This is a genomic window from Streptomyces sp. NPDC005483, assembly GCF_040606035.1.
Taxonomy (GTDB): domain Bacteria; phylum Actinomycetota; class Actinomycetes; order Streptomycetales; family Streptomycetaceae; genus Streptomyces.
On the sequence record NZ_JBEXEA010000072.1, the window covers coordinates 1 to 19,995 of the forward strand.

Genomic DNA, 19,995 nt, shown 5'->3' on the forward strand with positions numbered 1-19,995 from the left:
GCCTGTAATGGTGCAAGTCGGGCGCGATTTCAAGATCTTCAGTGTGCTCCTAGGCCTCCAGTCCCCTCCACGAACTTGCGCGGGGCAGCACTAGAGGGCATGCCCGGAGTGGGCAAGACGTCGCTGGCCCTGCACCTCGCGCACCGGCTGCTCGCCAAGGAACGCACCGCCGCACCCGTCCTGTTCGCGAATCTGCGCGGCTCCGCACCGCAAGGCCCGCCCGCCGACCCGACCGCCGTCCTGGAGACCTTCCTTCGCCTGCTCGGCACCACCGGCGACCGCATCCCGTACAGCCTCGACGCGCGAGCAGCTCTCTACCGGCACCTGCTGGCGGGGACCGGCGCATTGATCGTCCTGGATGACGCGACAGACGCGGAACAGATTCGGCCTCTGCTGCCCGGGACTCCGGGATGCCGCACTGTGATCACCAGTCGGCGCACGTTGACCGGACTCGGTGAATGCGACCGACTGCCGGTGCCACTGCTTGAGCCGGACGACTCCGTCGAACTGCTGCGGGCTACGGCGGGAGCCGACCGCATTGCCCCGGCCAACCCAGCTGTCGAGCAGATCGCGGACCTGCTGGGCCACCTCCCGCTGGCGCTGTCCCTCATCGGCCGCCACATGCGCGACCACCCAGCCTGGGCGCTGGGCGACTACTACCGCGAGCCCCTGATCAGCCTGGCCCTGGAGGACGGAGTGCGGACCGCGCTGTCCGCCTCCGACGCAAGGCTGCCGAAGGGCACGCGACGGCTGCTGCGCCTGCTGGCCCTCCATCCGCTGCAGGAGATCGACGCCGCCACGGCCGCCGCCCTCCTGGGCGAACCAACCGCCACTGCCGAGCAACACCTCACCACCCTGACGGCAGCGCACCTGATCGAGCGCACCGCGCCCGGCAGCTACCGCCTCCACCCCCTCGTCCACGCCTACGCGGAGGAACGTATCTGCATCGACGAACCGGCTACCCGCATCCGCCAGGCCCTGGGCCGCCTGCTGGAACACGGCCGCAGCCGCGAGGGCGCCGTACGACTGGAAACCCGCACCCTCCACACACTCCGCCTGCCCATACCGCAGCAGCACGCTGAAGCAGACGAAGAGCCCACGCTGCTGCAGCAACTGCACACAGGGCGGGTACTCGCAGCCTGATGGATGGTCCATCCGAGTCGCCCCACGGACGCCAAGAGGAGGAGGACATGCCCGCCGACCAACTCCCGGTCCTCGTCTTCGACGTCAACGAGACACTCAGCGACCTCACCCCGCTGCGCGCCCGCTTCGAGGACATCGGTGCGCCCGGGTACCTGTTGGCGACCTGGTTCGCCGGGGTCCTACAGGACGGCTTCGCGCTGACAGCTGCTGGCGCGTACGCGGATTTCGCGGATTTCGCCCGTGACGGAGTACGGGCAGTGCTGTCCGGGCTGGAGGGCTGGACGGGAGACAGCGAGGCCGCAGCGCGACACATCCTGGACGGCTTCAGCGATTTGGACGTACACCCCGATGTTCCGGACGGCATACGGAAGTTGAGCGAGGCGGGATACCGGCTGACGGCGATGACCAACGGCAGCATCGCCCTGACCGAGCGGCTGCTGGACAAGGCCGCTGTACTCGACCGCTTCGAGGCCATCTCCGACGTGAGCGGCCCACGCTGCTGGAAACCGGCCCGGGCCGCCTACCGGTACGCCGTCGAGCAGGCCGACGTACGGCCTGACCAGGCACTGATGGTCGCCGTGCATCCCTGGGACATCGACGGGGCACAGCGAGCCGGACTGGAGGGCGCGTGGCTGCGGCGCGGGGCCTCCGCGTACCCGCAGGCGATGACCCCGCCCAGGTACGGTGCGCAAGATCTGCAGGAACTTGCAGACGTGTTGGCCTCCGAGCGACGGACCGCCGCACTAAGCGAGTAAGGCCAACTGGTGTCGAAGGATCGGTTCAGGCTCATTTGCGGCTGGACATCGGACAGCCGCAAACCCTGTCCATAACTTCGGCTCTGCCGCCCACCCGGGCAGCTGGCGGATCGCGGGCCTGCTGTCGCAGCGGCTGGGCCTCGAGGTGACGATGGCCGACCTCGTGCTTGCCGGAATCGCCGGACTGGCGGGAGTCATCGCGGCAATCTGGATGCCCCCCGAACGAGCTGCCGCCGTTGCAGCGGCAGCACCAGCGATCACGGCCTTGCCCGTCACACGGGCCGTCTCATCAGGGACACGGCGGGTGGTACGGCAGTCCTGCAACGTATTGCTTCCACGCGGTCCTCGTCAGAACATGGCCGGTTACGGCGCATATGTGACGGATTGCGCGACCGGCGTCGAGAATCCAAATGCGGATTGCGCCTTGTTCAGCGCCCGTGGCGAGGGTCTGGCTATCGGGGCTGACCAGGAGGCTGTCCACGGAGGATGCCTGCCCGGCGAATGAGTGTCCCCTGCCTGAGGGGCGGAGTGGATTGCCGGTGTCCCACAACTGGATCTCGCCCTCGGAGGTTCTGATGACCAGGCTTTGGCTGTCAGGGCTGACAACTGCACCATCGACAGATCCGTCGGCCTGGAACGGCGTTCCGAGCGGCTTCGGTTGAGGTGGACGGGTGATGTCCCACAGCCGGATGGTTCCCTCATGCGAGCCGACTGCCAGATAGTGACCGTTTGGGGCGAAAGCCACAGCACTCCCATGAAGGGTGCGACCACGCCTGACGGGGTGGGTGGGATTGCTCATGTCCCAGAGGTGGATGCCGTCTGCGCCGTCGCTCGTTGCGAGCATGCGTCCGTCAGCGCTGGGTGTCAGGTCTGCGACGTCAAGCTCTTTCTCACGGAGAATGCCGGTTCCTGCGGGGCGTGGCCGGGACGGATCGGCGATGTCCCAGATCCGGGCCCGGATAGCGTCGTCTTGGGCTGTCCCGGTGTATCCGTCCTTTCCTTCCGCTCGTTGCTCGTACGTGATCAGTGTGTGTCCTTTGGAGCCGAAAGCCATGGCGCCGACGTCTTGGCCCTTGGCCACGGGTATTCGGCCAAGACCTCGTGGGTGCGACGGGTCGGTGGTGTCATACAGCCGTAGTCCGCCATCGGGGGTCTCGACCGCGAGCAGACGGCCCCGGGGTGCGAACACGGCGGCCGAGCCCGGCAGGCTCCCGCCGACGGGCTTGGGTGCGTCTGGTGTGGCGGTGTCCCAGAGCTGCACCGGCCCGTCGTCGCAGACCGTCGCCATTGTCCGGCCATCGCTGCTGAATCCGGCCGGGTGCAAGGTGGAGCAGCCGAGAAGCGCAAGTGGCGGCAGACGCCATACACGCAAAGTCTGGATGTCGTCCGCGATCAGACTCCGGCCATCGGGTCCGAACGCCACGGCGATTGCTCCCTGTGAGCGGCGGCTCAGAGGCTGGCCGAGGCGCTGAGGCAAGTCAGGAAGGGTGATGTCCCACAGCTGGATTCCGGACTCTCCGATGACGGCGAGGAGCCGGCTGTCCGGGCTATAGGCCACGGCATCGGTGTGTCTCCCCCCGGGACCGCTCATCTGATCGTTGAGGTTGGCATCCTGGTTCCGGTTCAGCAAACGCGGATGCTGAGGCTTGCTGATGTCTGATAGCCATACTTGTCCGTGGTCGGATCCGCCGGTGGCCAGTGTCTGTCCGTCGGGGCTGAAGGCGAGTATGTCTCCATCGGCCATCTGGCCGCGGATCACTGAGAGCACAGTGGTGCGACGGTGGTGAGAGGTGTCCCAGAGTCGCACTGTGCCGTCGTCAGGATCACTCGTGGCGAGCAGCGGCCGGCGCGGGCTGAAAGCCGCGAGATCAGCGGGCAGAGACCGAACGAGCGCTTCGGGGTGCTGGTTGTCGTGCACGTCCCACAGGGATGAGACGTGTTCGCTGCCTATGACGAGCAGGTTGCCGTCGTGGCTGAAGGCCATGAAGTTCCCAGGGGAATCTCCTGGTGGAGGGAGTGTGGCGAGCCTACGAGGATGTGACAGGTCGTCGGTGTTCCACAGGCTGACAGTCAGGTCGTAGTTCGCCACGGCCAGGACCCGTCCGTCGGGGCTCATCGCCGCCTGCCAGCCTGGCAGCGCACGGCCGACAGGCTTGGGGTGCGCGAAGTGGGTTGTGTCCCAAAGACGAATGGCATCGTTTCCGACCAGAGCCAGGATGCGGTGGGCCTTGTCGTATGCCGCTCTGCCGTTGTTCGGTAAGTAGTCGCTGGACGGCGTGTCCTTCTTCTGTTCACGGATCTCCGTGAACAGGGGAGCGGTGGCGTCGGCGACCAGGCTCGTGTACGTCTGTGGCGAGGGCCGCATGCGGTAGGCGGCGATGTCGAGCTGCGCCGCCAGCGCTTCGTTCTGATGGGAAGAGGGAATGTCAGCGGCGCGCAGCCGGTCTGCCTCGGCAGCGACCTGCCGGGAGATCGCGGTCGTTCGCTCACTGCGGGCCGTCGCGCGCTCCTGGAGGGAGATGGTTACGGCGGCACAGGCCACCAGGAGCAGCGCGGTCAGCGCTGCCACCAGGGAGCGCAGACGACGGGTGGCGCGCATGGCGGCCTTGCGTTCACGCTCGCGCGTGTCGAGGCTGGCCGTGAGGAACTCCTCCTCCACGGCGGTCAGTTCGCGTCGTTGTCCAGGCGTGGCGAATGCCTCCTCCGCGATGCCCAGCCGGGCTCCGCGGTACAACGCTCCCGGGTCGCGGTCCAGCATCGTCCAGGCTTCAGTTGCTTCGGTGAGCCGGCGGTGGGTGCGCAGCCGATCGCGGTCGGTATTGATCCAGGCACCCAGCTGGGGCCAGCCGGTGATCAGGGCTTCGTGGGCGAGGTCGACGGTGTCGTGGTCCAGGGTGAGCAGACGAGCGTTTGCGAGGCGGTCAAGGACGATGGCCGTATCGGTCGGGTCGGCGAAGTCGAGCTCCGCGCGAGGGGCAGGCCGTCGGGTATCGGGGGTTGCCTCGCCCGGGGTGATCAGGCGCAGGAGAATCCGGCGGGCGAGATCGGCCTGGTCCGGGGTGAAGCGGGCGTAGACGTCCTCAGCTGTGCGAGCGATCGCTCCGTGCAGTTCGCCTGCTGCTTCATAGGCTTCGAGCACAAGAGCGCGGCCTTTGCGCCGCCGCCAGGTTTCCAGCAGGGCGTGGGACATCAGCGGCAGGGCGCCGGGTTCGCCCTCGACCTCGTCGAGGATCCGGGCTGTCAGAGAGCGTTCCACGATCAGTCCGGCGGCCTGTGCGGGTTTGACGATGGCCTGGCGTAGTTCGTCGCGGCTCATCGGCCCGGCAAGCACGGTGCCGTCCTGCAGGGCGGCGGTCAGAGCGGAGTGTTCGGCGCAGCGCCCTAGGAAGTCCGCGCGTACGGAGATGACCACGCGCAATCGGTTCCCGGGATCAGTGGCGCTCAGGAGGTGGTCGATGAACTGGTCGCGTTCGGCTGGGTCGTGGCAGAGGGTGTAGAGCTCTTCGAACTGGTCCACGATCAGCCACGTGTCTCCGTCGCCGTCCTTCGGGGTCAGCCGCTGTTCGTGGGTGTGCAGGGGGTGTTCGCCGGGGGTGAGGACGCGTAGCGCGGCTGGCTGTGGGGTGGCCTGGTCGGGGGTGCGGAGGCGGGGGATGAGGCCGGCGCGCAGTAGAGAGGATTTGCCGCTGCCTGAGGGGCCGAATACCGCGGTGAACCGGCGGGAGCGGGTCAGCTCGACCAGGCGGTCGGTGAGCTCGTCGCGGCCGAAGAACAGATCGGCGTCGCCGGGTTCGAAGCGGGCCAGACCCCGGTACGGAGGCTCGGCATCCTCATCCTGGGTTCGGGGCTCCGCCGCTACTTCAGCGGCCGCCTGCCGCCAACGCTCCTCCCACTCCTCCGGATCACCGCCGCACGCCCTCACATAGGCCAGCACGACGGGCAGGGTCGGCAGCCGCTCACCACCAGCAGCCTGCGACAGGGTGCTTGTCCCCTGACCCCCGCGCTGCGCCATCACCCGGTAGGTCGGGCTCCCGGCCTCCGCACGGAGTTTGCGTAACTCAGCGGCGAACCGCGCCACCGGCCCGGTGCTGGGATCGAGTGGATTCTCCGGACGCCCCGCCATCGACAGCTCACCCCTCTGGCCGCCCGCTTCCCCCGTGGACGCGGCGTTGAGGCCGGACAAGGTACGCAACCCCATGGCAGCAGGCAACCCGAAGGCGCCTCCTTCGGCCAGCGCCGCAAGCCGTACCCGTGACCTGCAACGCGGCCATTGTTCAGGGCTGTGGAACCGGCTGCCCATTCAATTTCCGGCCCGCTGAACTCGGTGATGTACGGCGGTCGCCGAGAAACCGGCGCGGCCCGCCACCTGAGCGAACCGACAAGGAGCCAGTTCATGAGCGAGAACGACCAGACGCCGCCCTACCCGCAGGGCGGGGCGGGGATCTTCGACGTCGACCCCGACCAGACCGGCGTCAGCCAGGACCCCGCCCACGAGGTCACCTCCGACCTTGACGCACTCCCCGACGACATGGAGCTCTGACACCTGCCATGGGAACCGCGAACGCAATGATCGCCGCCGCCCGCAAGCTGCTGGGCACCACCGAGCACCCGCCCGGCTCGAACCACAACCTCATCACCTCGTGGTACGGCTTCTCCGGCCCGTGGTGCGACATGTCCATCAGCTACGAGGCCGCCCACTCCGACAACCTCACAGCCGTGATGGGCAAGTTCGCCCTCACCACCGCCCACGCCCGCGCCTTCCAGAGCCACGGCCGCTGGCACTACGGTCTGGGCGGCATCCGCCCCGGCGACGTGGTCTTCTTCGACTTCTCCGGCGGCCGCTCCATCAGCGGCATCGACCACGTCGGTCTGGTGGAGGCCGTCCACTCCAACGGCACCATCACCACCCTGGAGGGCAACACCTCCGACGCCTTCCGCCGCCGGGTCCGCGGACGCGCCTGCGTGGTCGGCTACGGCCGCCCCGCCTACGACGGCGCGGCCCCGATGCCGAGCCACGACGGCATCCTCCGCAAAGGTTCCACCGGCCAGGCGGTCAAGACCCTGCAGAAGAACCTGAACACCGTGCAGAAGGCCGGCCTCACCGTCGACGGCCAGTTCGGCGCCGCCACCGACAAGGCCCTGCGCACCTTCCAGTCGAAGCACAAGCTGACCGTGGACGGAGAATACGGGCCCCACACCGCCGCCGTGATGAAGGCCGCACTCGCCGGCCACAGCGACGTCATCAAGCCCAAGGCCCTCGTCGCAGCCCCCGCACCGCTCGCCGTCGACGGCCAGTTCGGGCCCGCCACCTGCGCCGCCCTGCAACGCGCCCTCAACAGCAGGACGGCGGCCGCGCTGGACGTCGACGGCGCCTTCGGCCCGCTGACCGTCACGGCCCTGCAGACCTACCTGCAGGTCACCGCCGACGGCATGACCGGACCCGACACCGTCACCGCCCTCAACAAGCACCTCGGCCTCACCCCCCAGGACACCTGGGACACCAGCACCACCACCCAGCTCCAGAAGACCCTCAACGCCAACACGTTCTGACCGAGCCGACACCCCACCGCATCCATCAACCCAGGGAGATCTCATGCGCCTTGCCAGGCACGCCGCCATCGCGGTCACTACAGTCACGCTCAGTTGGGGCATCATCGCCGCAGCTCCCGCGCCCGCCGTCCACGGCCCGGTCAGTAGCCTCTCCGCGTCCTCCTGCAACGGGCCGCTGCACACCTACCGCGACGCCGGCTACCGGGGCGGCTGGAAGAGGTTCTGCTCCTCCGACAAAGACCTGTCCAACAACAAGTTCGACAACGGGTCGAAGGTGGACGAGCAGATCACCTCGGTGAAGAACACCGGCGGCTGCTACTGGAGCCTCTTCCGTAAGAAGAACTTCCACGGCGTGAGCACGCGCTCCTACCCGCACACCAAGGACCCGAACCTGAGCAACGACGCGGTCGGAAACGACGCGGCCCGCTCGCTCAGGCAGGAGTGCTGATCCCCCGCAATTGTGCGGCCCGCGGTTGCCCCGCCGTCACCGTGCGGCGGGGCGCCGCTCTCTTCGACGCCCCAGGAGGCCAGCCATGCGTCACCGCCGCATCGCCGCTCTCGCCGCCGTACTTGCTGCCGCCGTCCTCGCGCTGGCCTGCTTGCATCAGCTCCCCACCGCGTCCGGCAGCCGCCGCCCCCTTTCCCCGGCCGTGCCCGCAGCCGACCAGGAGGTGAAATCCCTGCTCCTCCCCGTCGACGATTACACCCTCGACACACCGCAGACGACATTGATCCTTTCCGCGGAGGACCAGCTCACCGCCGCGTGCATGGCGCGCCTGCACCTGAAGTGGCCCCAACTGACCCGCCACCCATCGCCGTTCACCCCGAACAGAATGCGGTACGGCCCCATCGAGCCCCAAGTCGCCGCGCGATACGGGTATCACGAGCTTCCCGACCCCGACCTGTCCCAGCGCGAGCAACAGAGCGCCGAACGCGACGCCGGGCTCAGCCCCCGCCAACGAGCCGCCGCTTACGGCACCCCGCACCGGCCGGGTTGCCGTTCACAGGCCCACACACATCTGCTGGCACAGGTACCGGACGTCCCCTGGGACCTGCTCAACCAGATCACCACCACCAGCTATGACCGCGCACGCCAGTCGCCCGCAGTCACCACCGCCGGCCGTCGCTGGAGCACCTGCATGCGCCGGCGTGGTTTTCACTATGCCGACCCGGCAACCGCAGGCGACGATCCCCGCTGGAACACCAGGTTTGCGAGCCGTGCCGAAATCGCCACCGCCCGGGCCGACGTCGCGTGCAAACAGCTCACCGGCCTGGTACGGACCTGGTGGCGAACCGAGACCGAGCTGCAGAACGAAGCCATTGCCCGGCACGCCCGCCAGTTCCGCGCCATCGCCGCCGCCCGCAACCAGTACCTGACCCGGGCCCGGCAAGTCCTCACCGGCTCGTCGGCAGCTGACACAGCCGCGCTCTTGCGAGACCCAGCTCGCCCTTCCACTCACGACGGAGCAAACCAGGATGAATACGCACGAAAACCGAGGTGAGATGCTTGACTTCGAGGAGTACGTCCGTACACGGCACGACGCTCTGCTGCGCAGCGCCCGGCGCCTGGTCGGCGACCCGCTCAAGGCCCAGGATCTGCTGCAGACCGCGCTGTTACGCACGTACCGCCAGTGGGATCGCATAACGGACAAGCAGCTCGCGGACACCTATCTGCGCCGCGTCATGATCAACACTCGCACGGAGTGGTGGCGGGCCCGGAAACTTCAGGAGCTCCCCGTAGAGCATCTGCCCGACACAAGCGTCGAGGACTCCACCGCACAGCACGCCGACCGTGCGCTACTGATGGACATCATGCGAGTGCTGGCGCCGCAGCAGCGCACTGTCGTGGTGCTGCGGTACTGGGAGCGGATGTCCACGGCGGAGACGGCCGCCGCGCTCGGCATGGCGCCCGGAACGGTCAAGAGCACTCTTCACCGTGCGCTCGCCCGGCTCCGTGAGGAGTTGCAGCGCCGCGACCCCGACTCAGCTCCGGCGTCGGCCCCCGGCCGTGGTGGCTCAGCGGCTGGCCGCCGGGCACGATGATGCGCGGGCCGCATCGTCGGCACCAACGCCTGTGAGGTGTCTGGGGCGTTGGGCCGCTGTTGTTGGCACGATGGCCCCATGGAGAATTGCGAGGACAGCGAAACCCCGCCTGCAGGCTGCACGTTGAGGGTGCAGGTGTCGGCCGAGCCGGGTGTGGAGGCAGAGACGCATCTGGTGTCGCTGCGGGATTGGCTGGCTGCGGAAGAGGCGTTGCGCGGCCGGGTGGAGCTGCTGGCCCGGACGCCGCAGCCAGGGCAGATGGGGGCCGCGCTGGACGTGCTGGCGGTGGCACTGGGCTCCGGCGGAGCGGGAGCCGTGCTGGCCCGGTCCCTGTCGACCTGGCTGGTGCAACGCCGTGCGGACGTCACCGTGCACGTGAGCCGCAGCGACGGGCGGGAGGTCACCGTGGAGGTCCGCCGGACAAGCGATCCGCAGGCGGTGATCGGTGCGGTCGGGCAGCTGCTGGACGGCGGGCAGGAGTGAGGCAGAGCGCGCCGCGCTTCCCCGACGGTGCCGCTTCCCGGGTGGTCCTCATCGGGTGCAGCGATTTCGCCGACCTCGATCTGCCCGCGATTCCCGCCGTGAAGTCCAACCTCGCGGACCTTCACTCCGCGCTCACGGATCAGACACACGGCATCTTGCCTCCGGAACACTGCCGGGTCTTGGCCGATCCGGCCGATCACCGCAGCGTCGGCATGGCACTTGCCCAAGCGGCACGCTAGGCGGAGGACCTGCTGCTCGTCTACTACACCGGACACGGTCTGCTGGACGAGGACGGGCTGCTCCACCTCGCACTGTCCTCCACGGATCCCGGTCACGTCGGCTTCACCGGTGTCCCGGCAGACCTGGTCAAGCGCTACCTCGGCCGGGCCCGGGCCCGCCTGCGGGTCCTGGTACTCGACTGCTGCTTCTCCGGCCGCGCCGTGGCCGCCATGACCGAATCGGGCAGCCTGCTGTCGGCCCAACTCGACGTGAGCGGCACCTATACCCTCACCTCCACCACGGCCACCGCACCCTCCCACGCGCCGCCGGGGCAGCGGCACACCGCCTTCACCGCCGCCCTGCTGGATGCGCTGAACCAGCCGGAACCGCTCACGCTGGACGACATCCACCAGCACATCGACACCGTGCTGCAGGGAATGGGGCTGCCGCGACCGCAGCGGCGCTCCGTCAACGCCGCCGGGGACCTCGCCCTCGTCCGCGGCCCCGTCCGGCCGCACGCAGGGCCGCCGACCGGCAACGAGGGAGAGATCCGTTTCCGTAAGCCGCCGCCCGACCCGTCGACCTGGAGCCGCCGCGACACCATCCAGAGTGTCCTGATGATTGGTGTCCCCATTGGGTTGGGCGTGCTGTTCGCGGGGTGGTTCGCGACCTTGATTGCCGCTGCCGGTATAGCCCTGTTCCTCGGTCTGGTCCTCCTCCTGCTCGTCCTTCGAAGAAATGTCCACTACGACCTGGTCGTCAACAGCGACGGGTTGGGCACCGAGCACGGGACGCATTCAGCTCACGTGCCGTGGAAGGACGTCGAGTACGTGGGCGTGCTGCGCAGGGCGCCGGGGACTCTAGTGATCCCCAATGTCCTCATCGTGCGGCTGAAAGCCGACGCGCCGCGCCCGCCAGGGTTCCACAAGAAGCTCAACCAACGTCTCCCGGACCGGCGCTACGTCATCGCGGGAATGCTGGGTACCTACGGCGCCGACCCCATGCGCCTGCGCTCGGCGATCGAACACTTCGCCGGCGGCATCTACCGCACCGACCAACAGCTACTGGAGATGGACCCACGGCTGCGCTAAGTACGGGTCGGCAAGCCCCAGTTCAACCAGCCGCGATTGGCTCGGCGGGTTCACCTTGGCCGTTCTCGTGATCGCCGTGATCTTCCTGTACTCGGCACATCCGTTCGCAGGAGCGGTCCAACTGCTCGTGGCAGCCATCGCACTGGTCTTCACGATCGCGGCTTGGCCCGGCCAGTACGAGCGTGCCCACCCACCTCAGCCACCGACGAGGGCGGGGATGCCGCACACCCCCTCGAACCACGTGACCGACCGGTAGAACCCACGGGAACCTCGCAGGTGAACTGCACGGCAGCCGGATCGAGGAGGATCCGCCTCGGACAGCTCCGTGGAACAGGGTCGGAGAGGGGGGAGCTGAGCTCGTTGTTCGACGGGTGTGTCTGTGGACGGTGCGGTCGGAGGCCGGGGCCGGTGGTTTCGGCCTTCCTGCTGCTGGTCGACTGGAGCCCCCAACCCGTCAACCCGCACATCATAAAGTCACTAATAATGAGTGAGATGCTCAAATAAATTACTGAACTCTGCAAGTAATGTAGGTGAACTGTGCTAGGATAATGGGCAGTTGAGTTCCCGGGGAGGGTGAGTGAGTCAGTCGCCGCAAGAGGAGAGCGCGGTCAACGCGACCACGGCACGGAACCAGCTGTACGCGCTGGTGAAGCTCGCCGAGGAGGACGGGCGCACCACGGTGATCACCAAGCACAAGGTGCGTGCCCTGCTGGCGCCGCTGGACCGGTTCCCGGCGGCCCGAAAGACCGATGCCTTCCCGGCTCACGTGCTGAGCGTGGCGCAGAGGGACTTCGGTGACCTCGTCACGCTGGCGGCGAAGGGCCAGCCGCAGGTGCTCCTGCGGAACACCACACCGGTCGCGGTCCTGCTCCCCGCCGACTCCTCTCCTGATGCCCTCTCATCCGATACGGCCGCGGACCCTCGCGCGGCGACCGCAGGAGGTGCGGTGAACGCCCAAGGCAACCAGGACCGCGGCAGCACGCCGCGCAGGCTGGCCACGCTCGGCGATGCCATCGGTTCCGTCCTCACCGACGGCCCGGTCGGCGGCCCCACCTTCGGGCTGCCGGGCGTGGACGCTGCCACGGGCGGTCTGCAGCGGGGCAAGCTGACGCTCGTGGCGGCTCGTCCGAGTGTCGGCGGGAGCCTGCTGGGGCTGGCGGCCGCACGGACGACGGCGCTCGTCGACCAGGCCATGGTCCTGTACGCGGCCTCGGGGCCGAACCGGGACGACATCTTCCGACGGATCATCGCCGCCGAGACCGGCGGCGAGTACGCGCGTCTGAAGCAGGGCCGCCTGACCGAGTACGAACAGCAGGTCGCCCGTCAACTGGTCCAGGCCGGGGACCTGCTGATGATCGATGACGGCAGTGATCTGAGGGCCGAGGACATCGCGGACACCGCCCCGCACATGCAGGGCCTGGCCCTGGTGGTGGTAGACCGGTTGCAGGCCACCCACAGCGCCCGGCTGCCGCTGTCCGGGGACCGTCTCCCGGCCGCCTCCCAGGTCCTGGCCACGCTCGCGCGCACCCTGCACGTGCCGGTCCTCGCCATCGTGGACAGCGACGATCCCGCACTCCTGGGCCTGCTGGACGCCGACATCACGCTGACGCTCACGCCGACCGAGGACCCTGCCCGGGTCCAGGTGACGGTCGCGGAACGCGACTTCGGCACGATCGGCTCCGCCTACCTGAAGCCCGACCTGGTCCATGCCCGCTTCCTCGACGCCGGCGCCCCGCCCCATGAGCGCGCCGACACCCCGGCGGGCCCGAGCCGCTCGACGGCTATCGGTGGAAGGGCGGCGCTGGAACTGGCCGAAGCCGCCCTTCCCTACACGTCCGGCACACACCGGGGGATCCCCGCCGCCCTCACCCACGAACTCGCCGCATGGCGGACCGCCGTCGCGGGCGGCGACCACGAGGCCCTGAAGGAGATTCTGCCGTCACTGCTCCAGGCGGCCGCGACGGTCTCGCAGTGGCCGGACACCCATGAGGGGCACCGCCTCGCCGCAGCCCTGCGCTCCTACGGCACGCCCGAGTCTGCCGACACCACCACAGCCGCCGGGCAGTCGGCTGCTGCCGGTGCCGCTGTCCAGACGCTGGCGGACAACCGGCAGGCGACGGCCGACGTGGTGGAGGACGAGGAAGACGACGAGGACGCTCTGGCGCCGGAGGATGAGGAGGACGAGCCCGAGGGCCACGTCTTCCCCGCCCTGAAGATCCTCAAGGACTCGGTCGGCCGCTCGAAGATGCACCCGATCCGCGTCATCCGCAAAGAGGAGCGCGACAGCGGCCCGTGGCCGCTGATCAGCGAGCACATGGACGGCGAGCCCCGCTGGGTCCACCCCGACGTCACCGCCACCCGCGTGCCCCACATCCGGGCGAACGGCAGGCGCGTGCGCCGCGACCAGCTCGACGTGCCCGACGCGTTCGGCGAGGGCGTGCTGTGCCTGATCGACCGCAACGGCAGCTTCCCCTCCGCCTGCTCGGCCGTCCCGCTCGCCCCGAACAAGCTCCTGCACACCGGCCCCCTCGACGCCTACGACAAGGCCGGGGCCGGCATCTACCTCATCGACATCCCCGCCTGGACGCGCACCGACATGCCGCACCCCCTGGGGCGGATCGCCGACCGGCCCGACGAGGACGGCCGGGCGTGGGTCACCACCCCCCACATCAAGCAGCTGGTGAAGCTGGTGAGGGACCACCACCTCGACGCGATGCCGACCATCCACGACTCCTGGACCGGGAAAGCCAACGAGTCGCTGTTCAAGCCGTTCTACGAGGCCACCCGCAAGGCACGCGCCGAACTCGTCCAGATCGGCGGCGACCCCTACAAGGCCTACAAGACCCGCCTGTCCATCGCGCTGCGCCTGCTGTGGCCCAAGCGCCCCTCCCAGCGCTCCCCGTTCTGGCGGCCGGACTGGCGCATGAGCATGGTCGCCGAGGCCTCCGTCCGGCACTGGACCGTCGCCTTCAAGGCCGTCCAGGAAGGCCACACCCTCGTCGCGCTGCGCAACGTCGACCAGGCCATCTTCTGGACCCCACCCGGCACCCCGCCGTCCACCTACCGGATCGGCACCGGCTTCGGCGAAGTCAAGAGCAAGTTCGTCCAGGCGGGCGAGACCATCCTCGAAGGTGACGACTGATGGCCGGCCCCACCGGACGCGGCACCTCCCTCGGCGCCGCCCTCAACGACCTGCTGCGCTCCCAAGTCACCGCACGCCACCGCCTCTCGTCCTACAGCGCCAAGCACTGGCACGCCCAGCTCTCCCAGCTCACCGCGACCCACCGCGGCCAGCAGGCCCTCGCCGACGCCGGCCTGAACGTGACAACCAAGACCCTCATCAACTGGCTGTCCGACGCTGAGTACAACATCCGCCGCAACTACCGCGACCTCATCCACACCGCCTACGAGAACGTCGCCATCGTCCCCGCCGACCCCATCCCCGACCACATCAAACACGGCCAGTACGAGATCAGCGGCCTCGTCACCACCGGCGACGACGAACGCGAACGCGGCACCGCCGACGCCGCACCCCTGCGCATCGACGCCAGCCGCGGCCACTGGGACGCGATCGAGGAACTCTGGCTCGCCAGCGAACTGACCGACGACGAGTTCGAGGACCACTTCATCGACGACGTCATCGTCGAGGACATCGGCGAAGGCACCGACGGCTGGCAGTTCACCGGCGGCTCCTACTCCGTCGAACTCCGGTAGCAGCCCGCACCAGCCGGCGAACCGCACGCCGAAGCAGGGGGATTCACATCGTGAGCCACCATCCACCACGGCGGCCATTACCGCTGATCGCCGTACGCGCAGAGACGGCCGCGAACGCCGAGCAGTGGGTGACCGAGCTGCTCGACGCCACGGGCGCAAGCCCTGGTGAGGTACACACCCTCATCGCCCACATCCGCGCCGGCGCCGTGGAAGGCGCTCAGGGCGAAGTCATCGCGCTGGAAACGCAGGCCCCCGCCGACGCCAGCGACCAGGTCCAGGAGGGTTGGCATCGCGCCGTCGAGACGATCTCCGACCGACTCGCGCACATCGCTGACCGCACCGTCCATCAGGCACGAACGGCGGCCCGCCGTACGGCCATGGCCCGCACCGCAGCGGCCACGGCCGCCACCGTAGGGGAGGGGAACCAGCCCTCCGGGAGCAGGAGCATGATGACACCCGAAATCAACCATGCCGTGGACGGCCTCGCCGCCACCTCAGCGGGCCGCACCGCGCCCTTGACCCGCGCGGCACTGGCCGAGCGCGGCTTTGTCGGCTTCGTGCCGTTCGCCGACCTCCCGCACAGCGGTGTCCCTGCCGGGGAGGGCATTTACGTCGTGCTGCGCCCCTCCACAGAGCCCCCGGTCTATCTCGCACGGAGTCCAGCTGGCCACCGCAAGGGCCACGACCCCACCACGACGACCGCCATCCTGATCAGAGCCTGGGTGCCCGGCGCCACGGTGGTGTACGTCGGCAAGGCCGCTGGCCGCCGAGGGTTGAGTAGGCGGCTGAACGCCTACCGCCGCCAGGGCCAGGGGCGCAACGCCGGGCACAGCGGCGGCGCGTGCATCTGGCAGCTGGCCGACTCCGACACGCTCCTGGTCGCCTGGCGCACCGTGACCGATCAGTCCGCCGGTCAGGCCGAGGCGGAGCTGATCGCGGAGTTCACCGCGCTTTATGGAGCGCTCCCCTTCGCCAACCGCAACCGGGGCTCATCGATCTAAGGACCGGAAAACACCCCTCCGCAGCAATGTCGGAGTGAGGCGTTGTCGATAGCGACCGTCTCCGGCTTCATTCTGAGCCCGGTATGTGTATGTGCCTACATTCGAGTGGTCACCCCATGGTCAGGTTCATGTGCGGATGGTTACGCTGTCGCGAGGATCACGAGGGGGCGAGCCAGGAGCCGGTTGATCCGGTGTTAGTCGCATCATCACTGCGCGCACTGCGCCGCCGTTGATTCTTTCGCGCTGCTCATGATTGAGTCCCTTACCAAACCAGGTGGCCCACCTTCTTTTCAGGGTGGGACGGGAGATGAACCTCTCCGTGGCCGCACGACAGCCGGGACCGCCGTGCGCTCGCCAGAGACCTGACGCTAGTGAGGGCAAGAAGGTGCTTGCTTAGGTCGCCGCCCTGCTTGACCTGCTTGATCAGTGAGGGAGGTAGACCCCTGGTGACCTGGTCAGTGTCGCTTGGAGACTGGGTCATTGTGCAAGTGGGGTGGCAGACGCTCACTCGCTTGAGTTCGTCATGGAGCGGACATGGCTGAGACGAACCGTGAGATACCTCGGCTGACCCGAGCACAGCGGGTCCTCATCGGTGTGGTGATTGCAGGAGCTGTGATCATCGCCGGGATCGGCTTCGCCGGTTCCTACGCGGCGGTCCGTGAACTGGCGATCCAGAAGGGCTTCGGGATCTTCGCGAATGTCTTCCCGATCGGCATCGACGCCGGAATCTGCGTTCTCCTCGCCCTGGACCTCCTCCTGACCTGGATCCGCATCCCCTTCCCGCTGCTCCGGCAGACTGCCTGGCTCCTGACGGCGGCCACCATCGCCTTCAACGGCGCGGCGGCCTGGCCCGACCCGCTGGGCGTCGGCATGCACGCCGTCACCCCGGTCCTCTTCGTCGTCGTGGTAGAGGCCGCCCGCCATGCAATCGGCCGGATCGCCGACATCACGGCCGACAAACACATGGAAGGGGTCCGCCTTACCCGGTGGCTCCTCTCACCGATCCCCACGTTCCTCCTCTGGCGCCGCATGAAGCTGTGGGAGCTCCGCTCGTACGAACAGGTCATCCGACTCGAACAGGAACGCCTCGTCTACGAATCCAGCCTCCGCTCCCGCTTCGGCCGCGGCTGGCGACGCAAGGCGCCGGTGGAGTCACTGATGCCGCTCCGCCTGGCCCGCTACGGCGTTCCGCTCGCCGAGGCGGGCCCCGCCGGCCTGGCCGCCGCAGGCATCGACGAGCCGCCGATCGCGTTCACCTTCACTGTCGACCGGATGCCGGCCGCCCCGATTCACGGACAGGAGCCCGAACTTGAGGCCACAGCAGCCGCGGAGCAGGAGACGGAGCAGGGCAGTAGGAGAGCAGTGCACCCCGAGCCCATGACCTCACCCGCGGAGCCGGAACGCTCGCTCGTGTGGGGCCAGGCGGGCGCGGAGACGGCAGAGGGCTTCGCCGAGGCCTACCAGGCATGGATCGCGAACTTCCAGACTGAGCCCACGGCCGCCCAGTGCGCGTACTGGCTCCAAGACCACGGCATCACAACCGCGGCCGGCGCCCCCCTCACCGACGAACAACTGCAGCCCCTAATCCAGGTCCTCAAACAGCGCTACAGTCCACTGCCTGACCCTGAGCCTGTCGAGACACCCCAAGCAGGCGACCAGCTGTCCTGGAACGACTACTTCTACAACGCCTGGATCACGTACGCCCAGGAACACGGGTCCTACCCGGACGCCGCCGCCCTTGCCGCATACGTCTACGAACGGGACCGCATCACCGGCCCAGGCGAACGCCGCATCGCGGGAGAAGACCTGGAGCCCTTCGTCACGGCTTTCCAGCAGCGCGAGTTCTCCGAATCGGTGTTGTCCACCGGGGAGCCAGCCGATGTACCTCGGCCGCGCGAACAAGACACGGACGCAATGTCCGCCAGCGTGGGCGCGCACGCGGCCCGGGACACCCTGGGCCCCCGGGTGAACGCTCAGATCGACGATGCGTCGCCCCAAGATGTCGATGAGCCAGCCACCGAGGTCACGACGGTCGATCGTTACTACCTCGCGTGGTCCGAGTTCCAGACGCAAGGTGGTGGGGAACCGCAGTCCTCGACGCGGGAGGCCGAGCAGCTGTCACTCTTCCTCGCGACGAAGGGGATGCACGGCCGCGGCGGGAAACCGGTCAGTCCTTCCAATCTGCGCCGCTACCTCCTGGCGTTCCGGCTCTACAACCTCTGGGCCGAGCAACGTTTGCGCAGCGACAGCCCATCGCTCGACGCCATTGCGCAGGACTGCGCAGCCCAGGGGATCACTGCGCAGCACAACAAGCCCGTCACCACCGCCTACCTTGCCGAACAGGTTGAGGACTTTGAGCGGCGCTGGCAGGCCCTCACCCACCACCGTGCGCAGGCCCGACCATGAAGCCGCTGCCCGGCACCTGTGCAATGGCCTACGCCGACCAGGCTCGCATGCTGCGCAATCGCAGGAAGTGCCAGGTCAGCCGGGCATCGCAGAGGTTTTTTGATCATTGCGCAGCCCGGACCTCGGGCAACCTGCGCCTTCGGCGTCCTGCGCAGTGAGTGCCCCCAGCACGGCCTTCAGCACGTGACAGCCTCGTAAGGTCAGGGCTGATTGACAGGGATCGCCAAGAACGGGCCCCAACTGATGGAAGCTTCGGCATGAATGCGCGCATCCGTGAACTCGACCGAGCCGCCGGAGACCGTGGCGCCGTCGAAGGTCACCGTGGCGCCGGAGAACGTCGCTCCATCGAAGGCCACCGTGCTGCCGGAAAATGACGAGCGGCTGAAGTGGACAGTACCGCCGGAGAACGTCGCACCGCCGAAGGCGACTCCGCTGTCGGAGAACGTCGCGATGAAGAACTCAACCACGCCGCCGGAGAACGTCGCGCGGATGAAGTCGCCGCCGTCGAAGACGGCCCCTGCGAAGTCCAAGTCGCACCCGCACCAGGTGGTGGGCGCGGTGGGGTCTTGAAGGTGATCACGAATGGACCGGATGATCGTGAGGCGGACTTCCCGCTCGCCATTCACGGCTCCCGCCGCAGCGGGTCGGGCTCGTAGGGCATCCGGAGGTAGGCGCACAGCACGTCAATGCACACCTGACGCTGCTCGGGCCAGTCATCGGCCAAGCGCGCCATCGCGTACACCCCGGCGAGGCGTACGGCGGGCTGGCCGTGGCCGAGCTGCTCGGCCGCCGTTGTGTATCGGTCGGCGAGCTGGGTGGCGTCCGCACGATGGGAGGCTCCTTCATCGAGGAGCTGCTTGCGGTAGGCGTACAGGCCAGCGAGGACGGCACCAGCCAGGGGCAGGACGGTGACCGTCGTCTTGATGATGTCCGGGACCTTGACGGGCTCCTTGCCGGTGTTCTCGGCGGTGAGGAGCGCGTCTGCACCTTGATAGAGGCCGTACGCGAGTGCTGAGACGAGGACCAACGCGATGGGGGCGACGAGCCATACCGGCCACAGGTCCGGGGCGTGGCGGCCTAGCTGCTTCGGGCAGCGCTTGTCTATGGACACGCAGCCGATCGTGACGCGCGCCGCGCTGCCGCGAGAGGCGTTTGCCTGCTCTGTGACCCGATGCGCGTCAACCAGCCTCGACTGGCTTCTCGGCGTCCACTGATGCCGCGTCCCGCCCAAAGTTCGAGATAGCCCTGGCTTACGGTCCGCAAACAGGCAGTCAGGGCCGGCGGGGGCGGAGACGACGATCTCACGGGGGCACGTGCACGCGGTTGCGTAGACGGTAGGGAGACGCGGGAGGCCGCCGCGCAGCTTGCGCACCCGCCTACTGAGCCTTGAGCATCCCTAGGCCGGGCCCGTGAAGGAGATCGTTGATCAGCTGCTCCGTCTCCATCTCGAGATCGCAGTCCAGCGACCTGTTGACCTGTTGAACCTGCGTGATCGCTGTGATTGAGAGTGCGGTAGTTGGTGTGGGTGGGTGGGTGTGAGCTGGGGTGTTGGGGGTTTTATGAGAAGGGAGGGGGCGCTCTTCTTGAGGT

General features: G+C 68.3%; 15 protein-coding genes and 3 pseudogenes. 14 read left to right on the forward strand and 4 right to left on the reverse strand.

Annotated elements, in window-relative coordinates; genetic code table 11:
- Window positions 1-99 precede the first annotated feature (99 nt).
- Entirely contained in the window at window positions 100-1,143 is a 1,044-nt protein-coding gene (locus ABZT06_RS48840) for an NB-ARC domain-containing protein (RefSeq protein WP_355756002.1), read from the forward strand.
- Between the two features lie 47 nt (window positions 1,144-1,190).
- Window positions 1,191-1,898, forward strand: coding sequence for a haloacid dehalogenase type II (locus tag ABZT06_RS48845; RefSeq protein ID WP_355756005.1), 708 nt, complete (start codon window positions 1,191-1,193; stop codon window positions 1,896-1,898).
- Window positions 1,899-2,187: 289 nt separating this feature from the next.
- On the opposite strand, the gene ABZT06_RS48850 is transcribed toward ABZT06_RS48845, so the two are convergent.
- The gene (locus ABZT06_RS48850; RefSeq protein ID WP_355756007.1) at window positions 2,188-6,096 is read right to left on the reverse strand and encodes a helix-turn-helix domain-containing protein; all 3,909 of its coding nucleotides are present in this window, start codon (window positions 6,094-6,096) and stop codon (window positions 2,188-2,190) included.
- Between the two features lie 195 nt (window positions 6,097-6,291).
- On the opposite strand from ABZT06_RS48850, the gene ABZT06_RS48855 reads away from it, so the two are divergent.
- From ABZT06_RS48855 to ABZT06_RS48910, 12 genes and pseudogenes are all read left to right on the forward strand, one after another.
- Entirely contained in the window at window positions 6,292-6,438 is a 147-nt protein-coding gene (locus ABZT06_RS48855) for a hypothetical protein (protein WP_355756009.1), read from the forward strand.
- An 8-nt stretch (window positions 6,439-6,446) separates the two neighbouring features.
- Window positions 6,447-7,448: a peptidoglycan-binding protein gene (locus ABZT06_RS48860; protein WP_355756011.1), complete on the forward strand. Its 1,002-nt coding sequence runs from the start codon at window positions 6,447-6,449 to the stop codon at window positions 7,446-7,448.
- 43 nt (window positions 7,449-7,491) lie between these two features.
- A complete protein-coding gene (locus ABZT06_RS48865; protein WP_355756014.1) occupies window positions 7,492-7,896 on the forward strand; it encodes a hypothetical protein in 405 nt (134 codons plus the stop codon).
- An 85-nt stretch (window positions 7,897-7,981) separates the two neighbouring features.
- Entirely contained in the window at window positions 7,982-8,950 is a 969-nt protein-coding gene (locus ABZT06_RS48870; RefSeq protein WP_355756016.1) for a hypothetical protein, read from the forward strand.
- Between the two features lies 1 nt (window position 8,951).
- A complete protein-coding gene (locus tag ABZT06_RS48875; protein ID WP_355756019.1) occupies window positions 8,952-9,491 on the forward strand; it encodes a SigE family RNA polymerase sigma factor in 540 nt (179 codons plus the stop codon).
- A 78-nt stretch (window positions 9,492-9,569) separates the two neighbouring features.
- Window positions 9,570-9,974, forward strand: a complete 405-nt coding sequence (locus ABZT06_RS48880; RefSeq protein WP_355756021.1) for a hypothetical protein — start codon at window positions 9,570-9,572, stop codon at window positions 9,972-9,974.
- A gap of 251 nt (window positions 9,975-10,225) precedes the next feature.
- Window positions 10,226-11,284: a hypothetical protein gene (locus tag ABZT06_RS48885; protein ID WP_355756034.1), complete on the forward strand. Its 1,059-nt coding sequence runs from the start codon at window positions 10,226-10,228 to the stop codon at window positions 11,282-11,284.
- A 49-nt stretch (window positions 11,285-11,333) separates the two neighbouring features.
- A pseudogene (locus ABZT06_RS48890) lies at window positions 11,334-11,540 on the forward strand (DUF6234 family protein); the annotation flags it as partial.
- A gap of 321 nt (window positions 11,541-11,861) precedes the next feature.
- Window positions 11,862-14,426 (forward strand): DnaB-like helicase C-terminal domain-containing protein, encoded by a 2,565-nt coding sequence (locus tag ABZT06_RS48895; protein ID WP_355756023.1) that lies wholly within the window; start codon window positions 11,862-11,864, stop codon window positions 14,424-14,426.
- Entirely contained in the window at window positions 14,426-14,998 is a 573-nt protein-coding gene (locus ABZT06_RS48900) for a hypothetical protein (RefSeq protein ID WP_355756025.1), read from the forward strand. The genes ABZT06_RS48895 and ABZT06_RS48900 overlap by 1 nt, the downstream gene beginning before the upstream one ends.
- 50 nt (window positions 14,999-15,048) lie before the next feature.
- Entirely contained in the window at window positions 15,049-15,999 is a 951-nt protein-coding gene (locus ABZT06_RS48905; protein ID WP_355756027.1) for a hypothetical protein, read from the forward strand.
- A 534-nt stretch (window positions 16,000-16,533) separates the two neighbouring features.
- Window positions 16,534-17,235: pseudogene (locus ABZT06_RS48910) on the forward strand (DUF2637 domain-containing protein); the annotation flags it as partial.
- Between the two features lie 1,370 nt (window positions 17,236-18,605).
- On the opposite strand, the gene ABZT06_RS48915 reads toward ABZT06_RS48910, so the two are convergent.
- From ABZT06_RS48915 to ABZT06_RS48925, 3 genes and pseudogenes are all read right to left on the reverse strand, one after another.
- Window positions 18,606-19,031 (reverse strand): hypothetical protein, encoded by a 426-nt coding sequence (locus ABZT06_RS48915; protein ID WP_355756029.1) that lies wholly within the window; start codon window positions 19,029-19,031, stop codon window positions 18,606-18,608.
- Window positions 19,028-19,516 carry a hypothetical protein gene (locus ABZT06_RS48920; RefSeq protein ID WP_355756031.1) on the reverse strand — a complete coding sequence of 163 codons (489 nt, stop codon included), beginning with the start codon at window positions 19,514-19,516 and terminating at the stop codon, window positions 19,028-19,030. Before ABZT06_RS48920 ends, ABZT06_RS48915 begins: the two co-directional genes overlap by 4 nt.
- A gap of 265 nt (window positions 19,517-19,781) precedes the next feature.
- Window positions 19,782-19,995, reverse strand: a pseudogene (locus ABZT06_RS48925) (hypothetical protein); the annotation flags it as partial.

Excerpts from the sequence above, each read along its gene's own strand:
- ABZT06_RS48840 (WP_355756002.1), top strand. The coding sequence starts at position 100 with ATGCCCGGAGTGGGCAAGACGTCGCTGGCCCTGCACCTCGCGCACCGG.
- ABZT06_RS48845 (WP_355756005.1), top strand. The coding sequence starts at position 1,191 with ATGCCCGCCGACCAACTCCCGGTCCTCGTCTTCGACGTCAACGAGACA.
- ABZT06_RS48850 (WP_355756007.1), bottom strand. The coding sequence starts at position 6,096 with ATGGGGTTGCGTACCTTGTCCGGCCTCAACGCCGCGTCCACGGGGGAA.
- ABZT06_RS48855 (WP_355756009.1), top strand. The coding sequence starts at position 6,292 with ATGAGCGAGAACGACCAGACGCCGCCCTACCCGCAGGGCGGGGCGGGG.
- ABZT06_RS48860 (WP_355756011.1), top strand. The coding sequence starts at position 6,447 with ATGGGAACCGCGAACGCAATGATCGCCGCCGCCCGCAAGCTGCTGGGC.
- ABZT06_RS48865 (WP_355756014.1), top strand. The coding sequence starts at position 7,492 with ATGCGCCTTGCCAGGCACGCCGCCATCGCGGTCACTACAGTCACGCTC.
- ABZT06_RS48870 (WP_355756016.1), top strand. The coding sequence starts at position 7,982 with ATGCGTCACCGCCGCATCGCCGCTCTCGCCGCCGTACTTGCTGCCGCC.
- ABZT06_RS48875 (WP_355756019.1), top strand. The coding sequence starts at position 8,952 with ATGCTTGACTTCGAGGAGTACGTCCGTACACGGCACGACGCTCTGCTG.
- ABZT06_RS48880 (WP_355756021.1), top strand. The coding sequence starts at position 9,570 with ATGGAGAATTGCGAGGACAGCGAAACCCCGCCTGCAGGCTGCACGTTG.
- ABZT06_RS48900 (WP_355756025.1), top strand. The coding sequence starts at position 14,426 with ATGGCCGGCCCCACCGGACGCGGCACCTCCCTCGGCGCCGCCCTCAAC.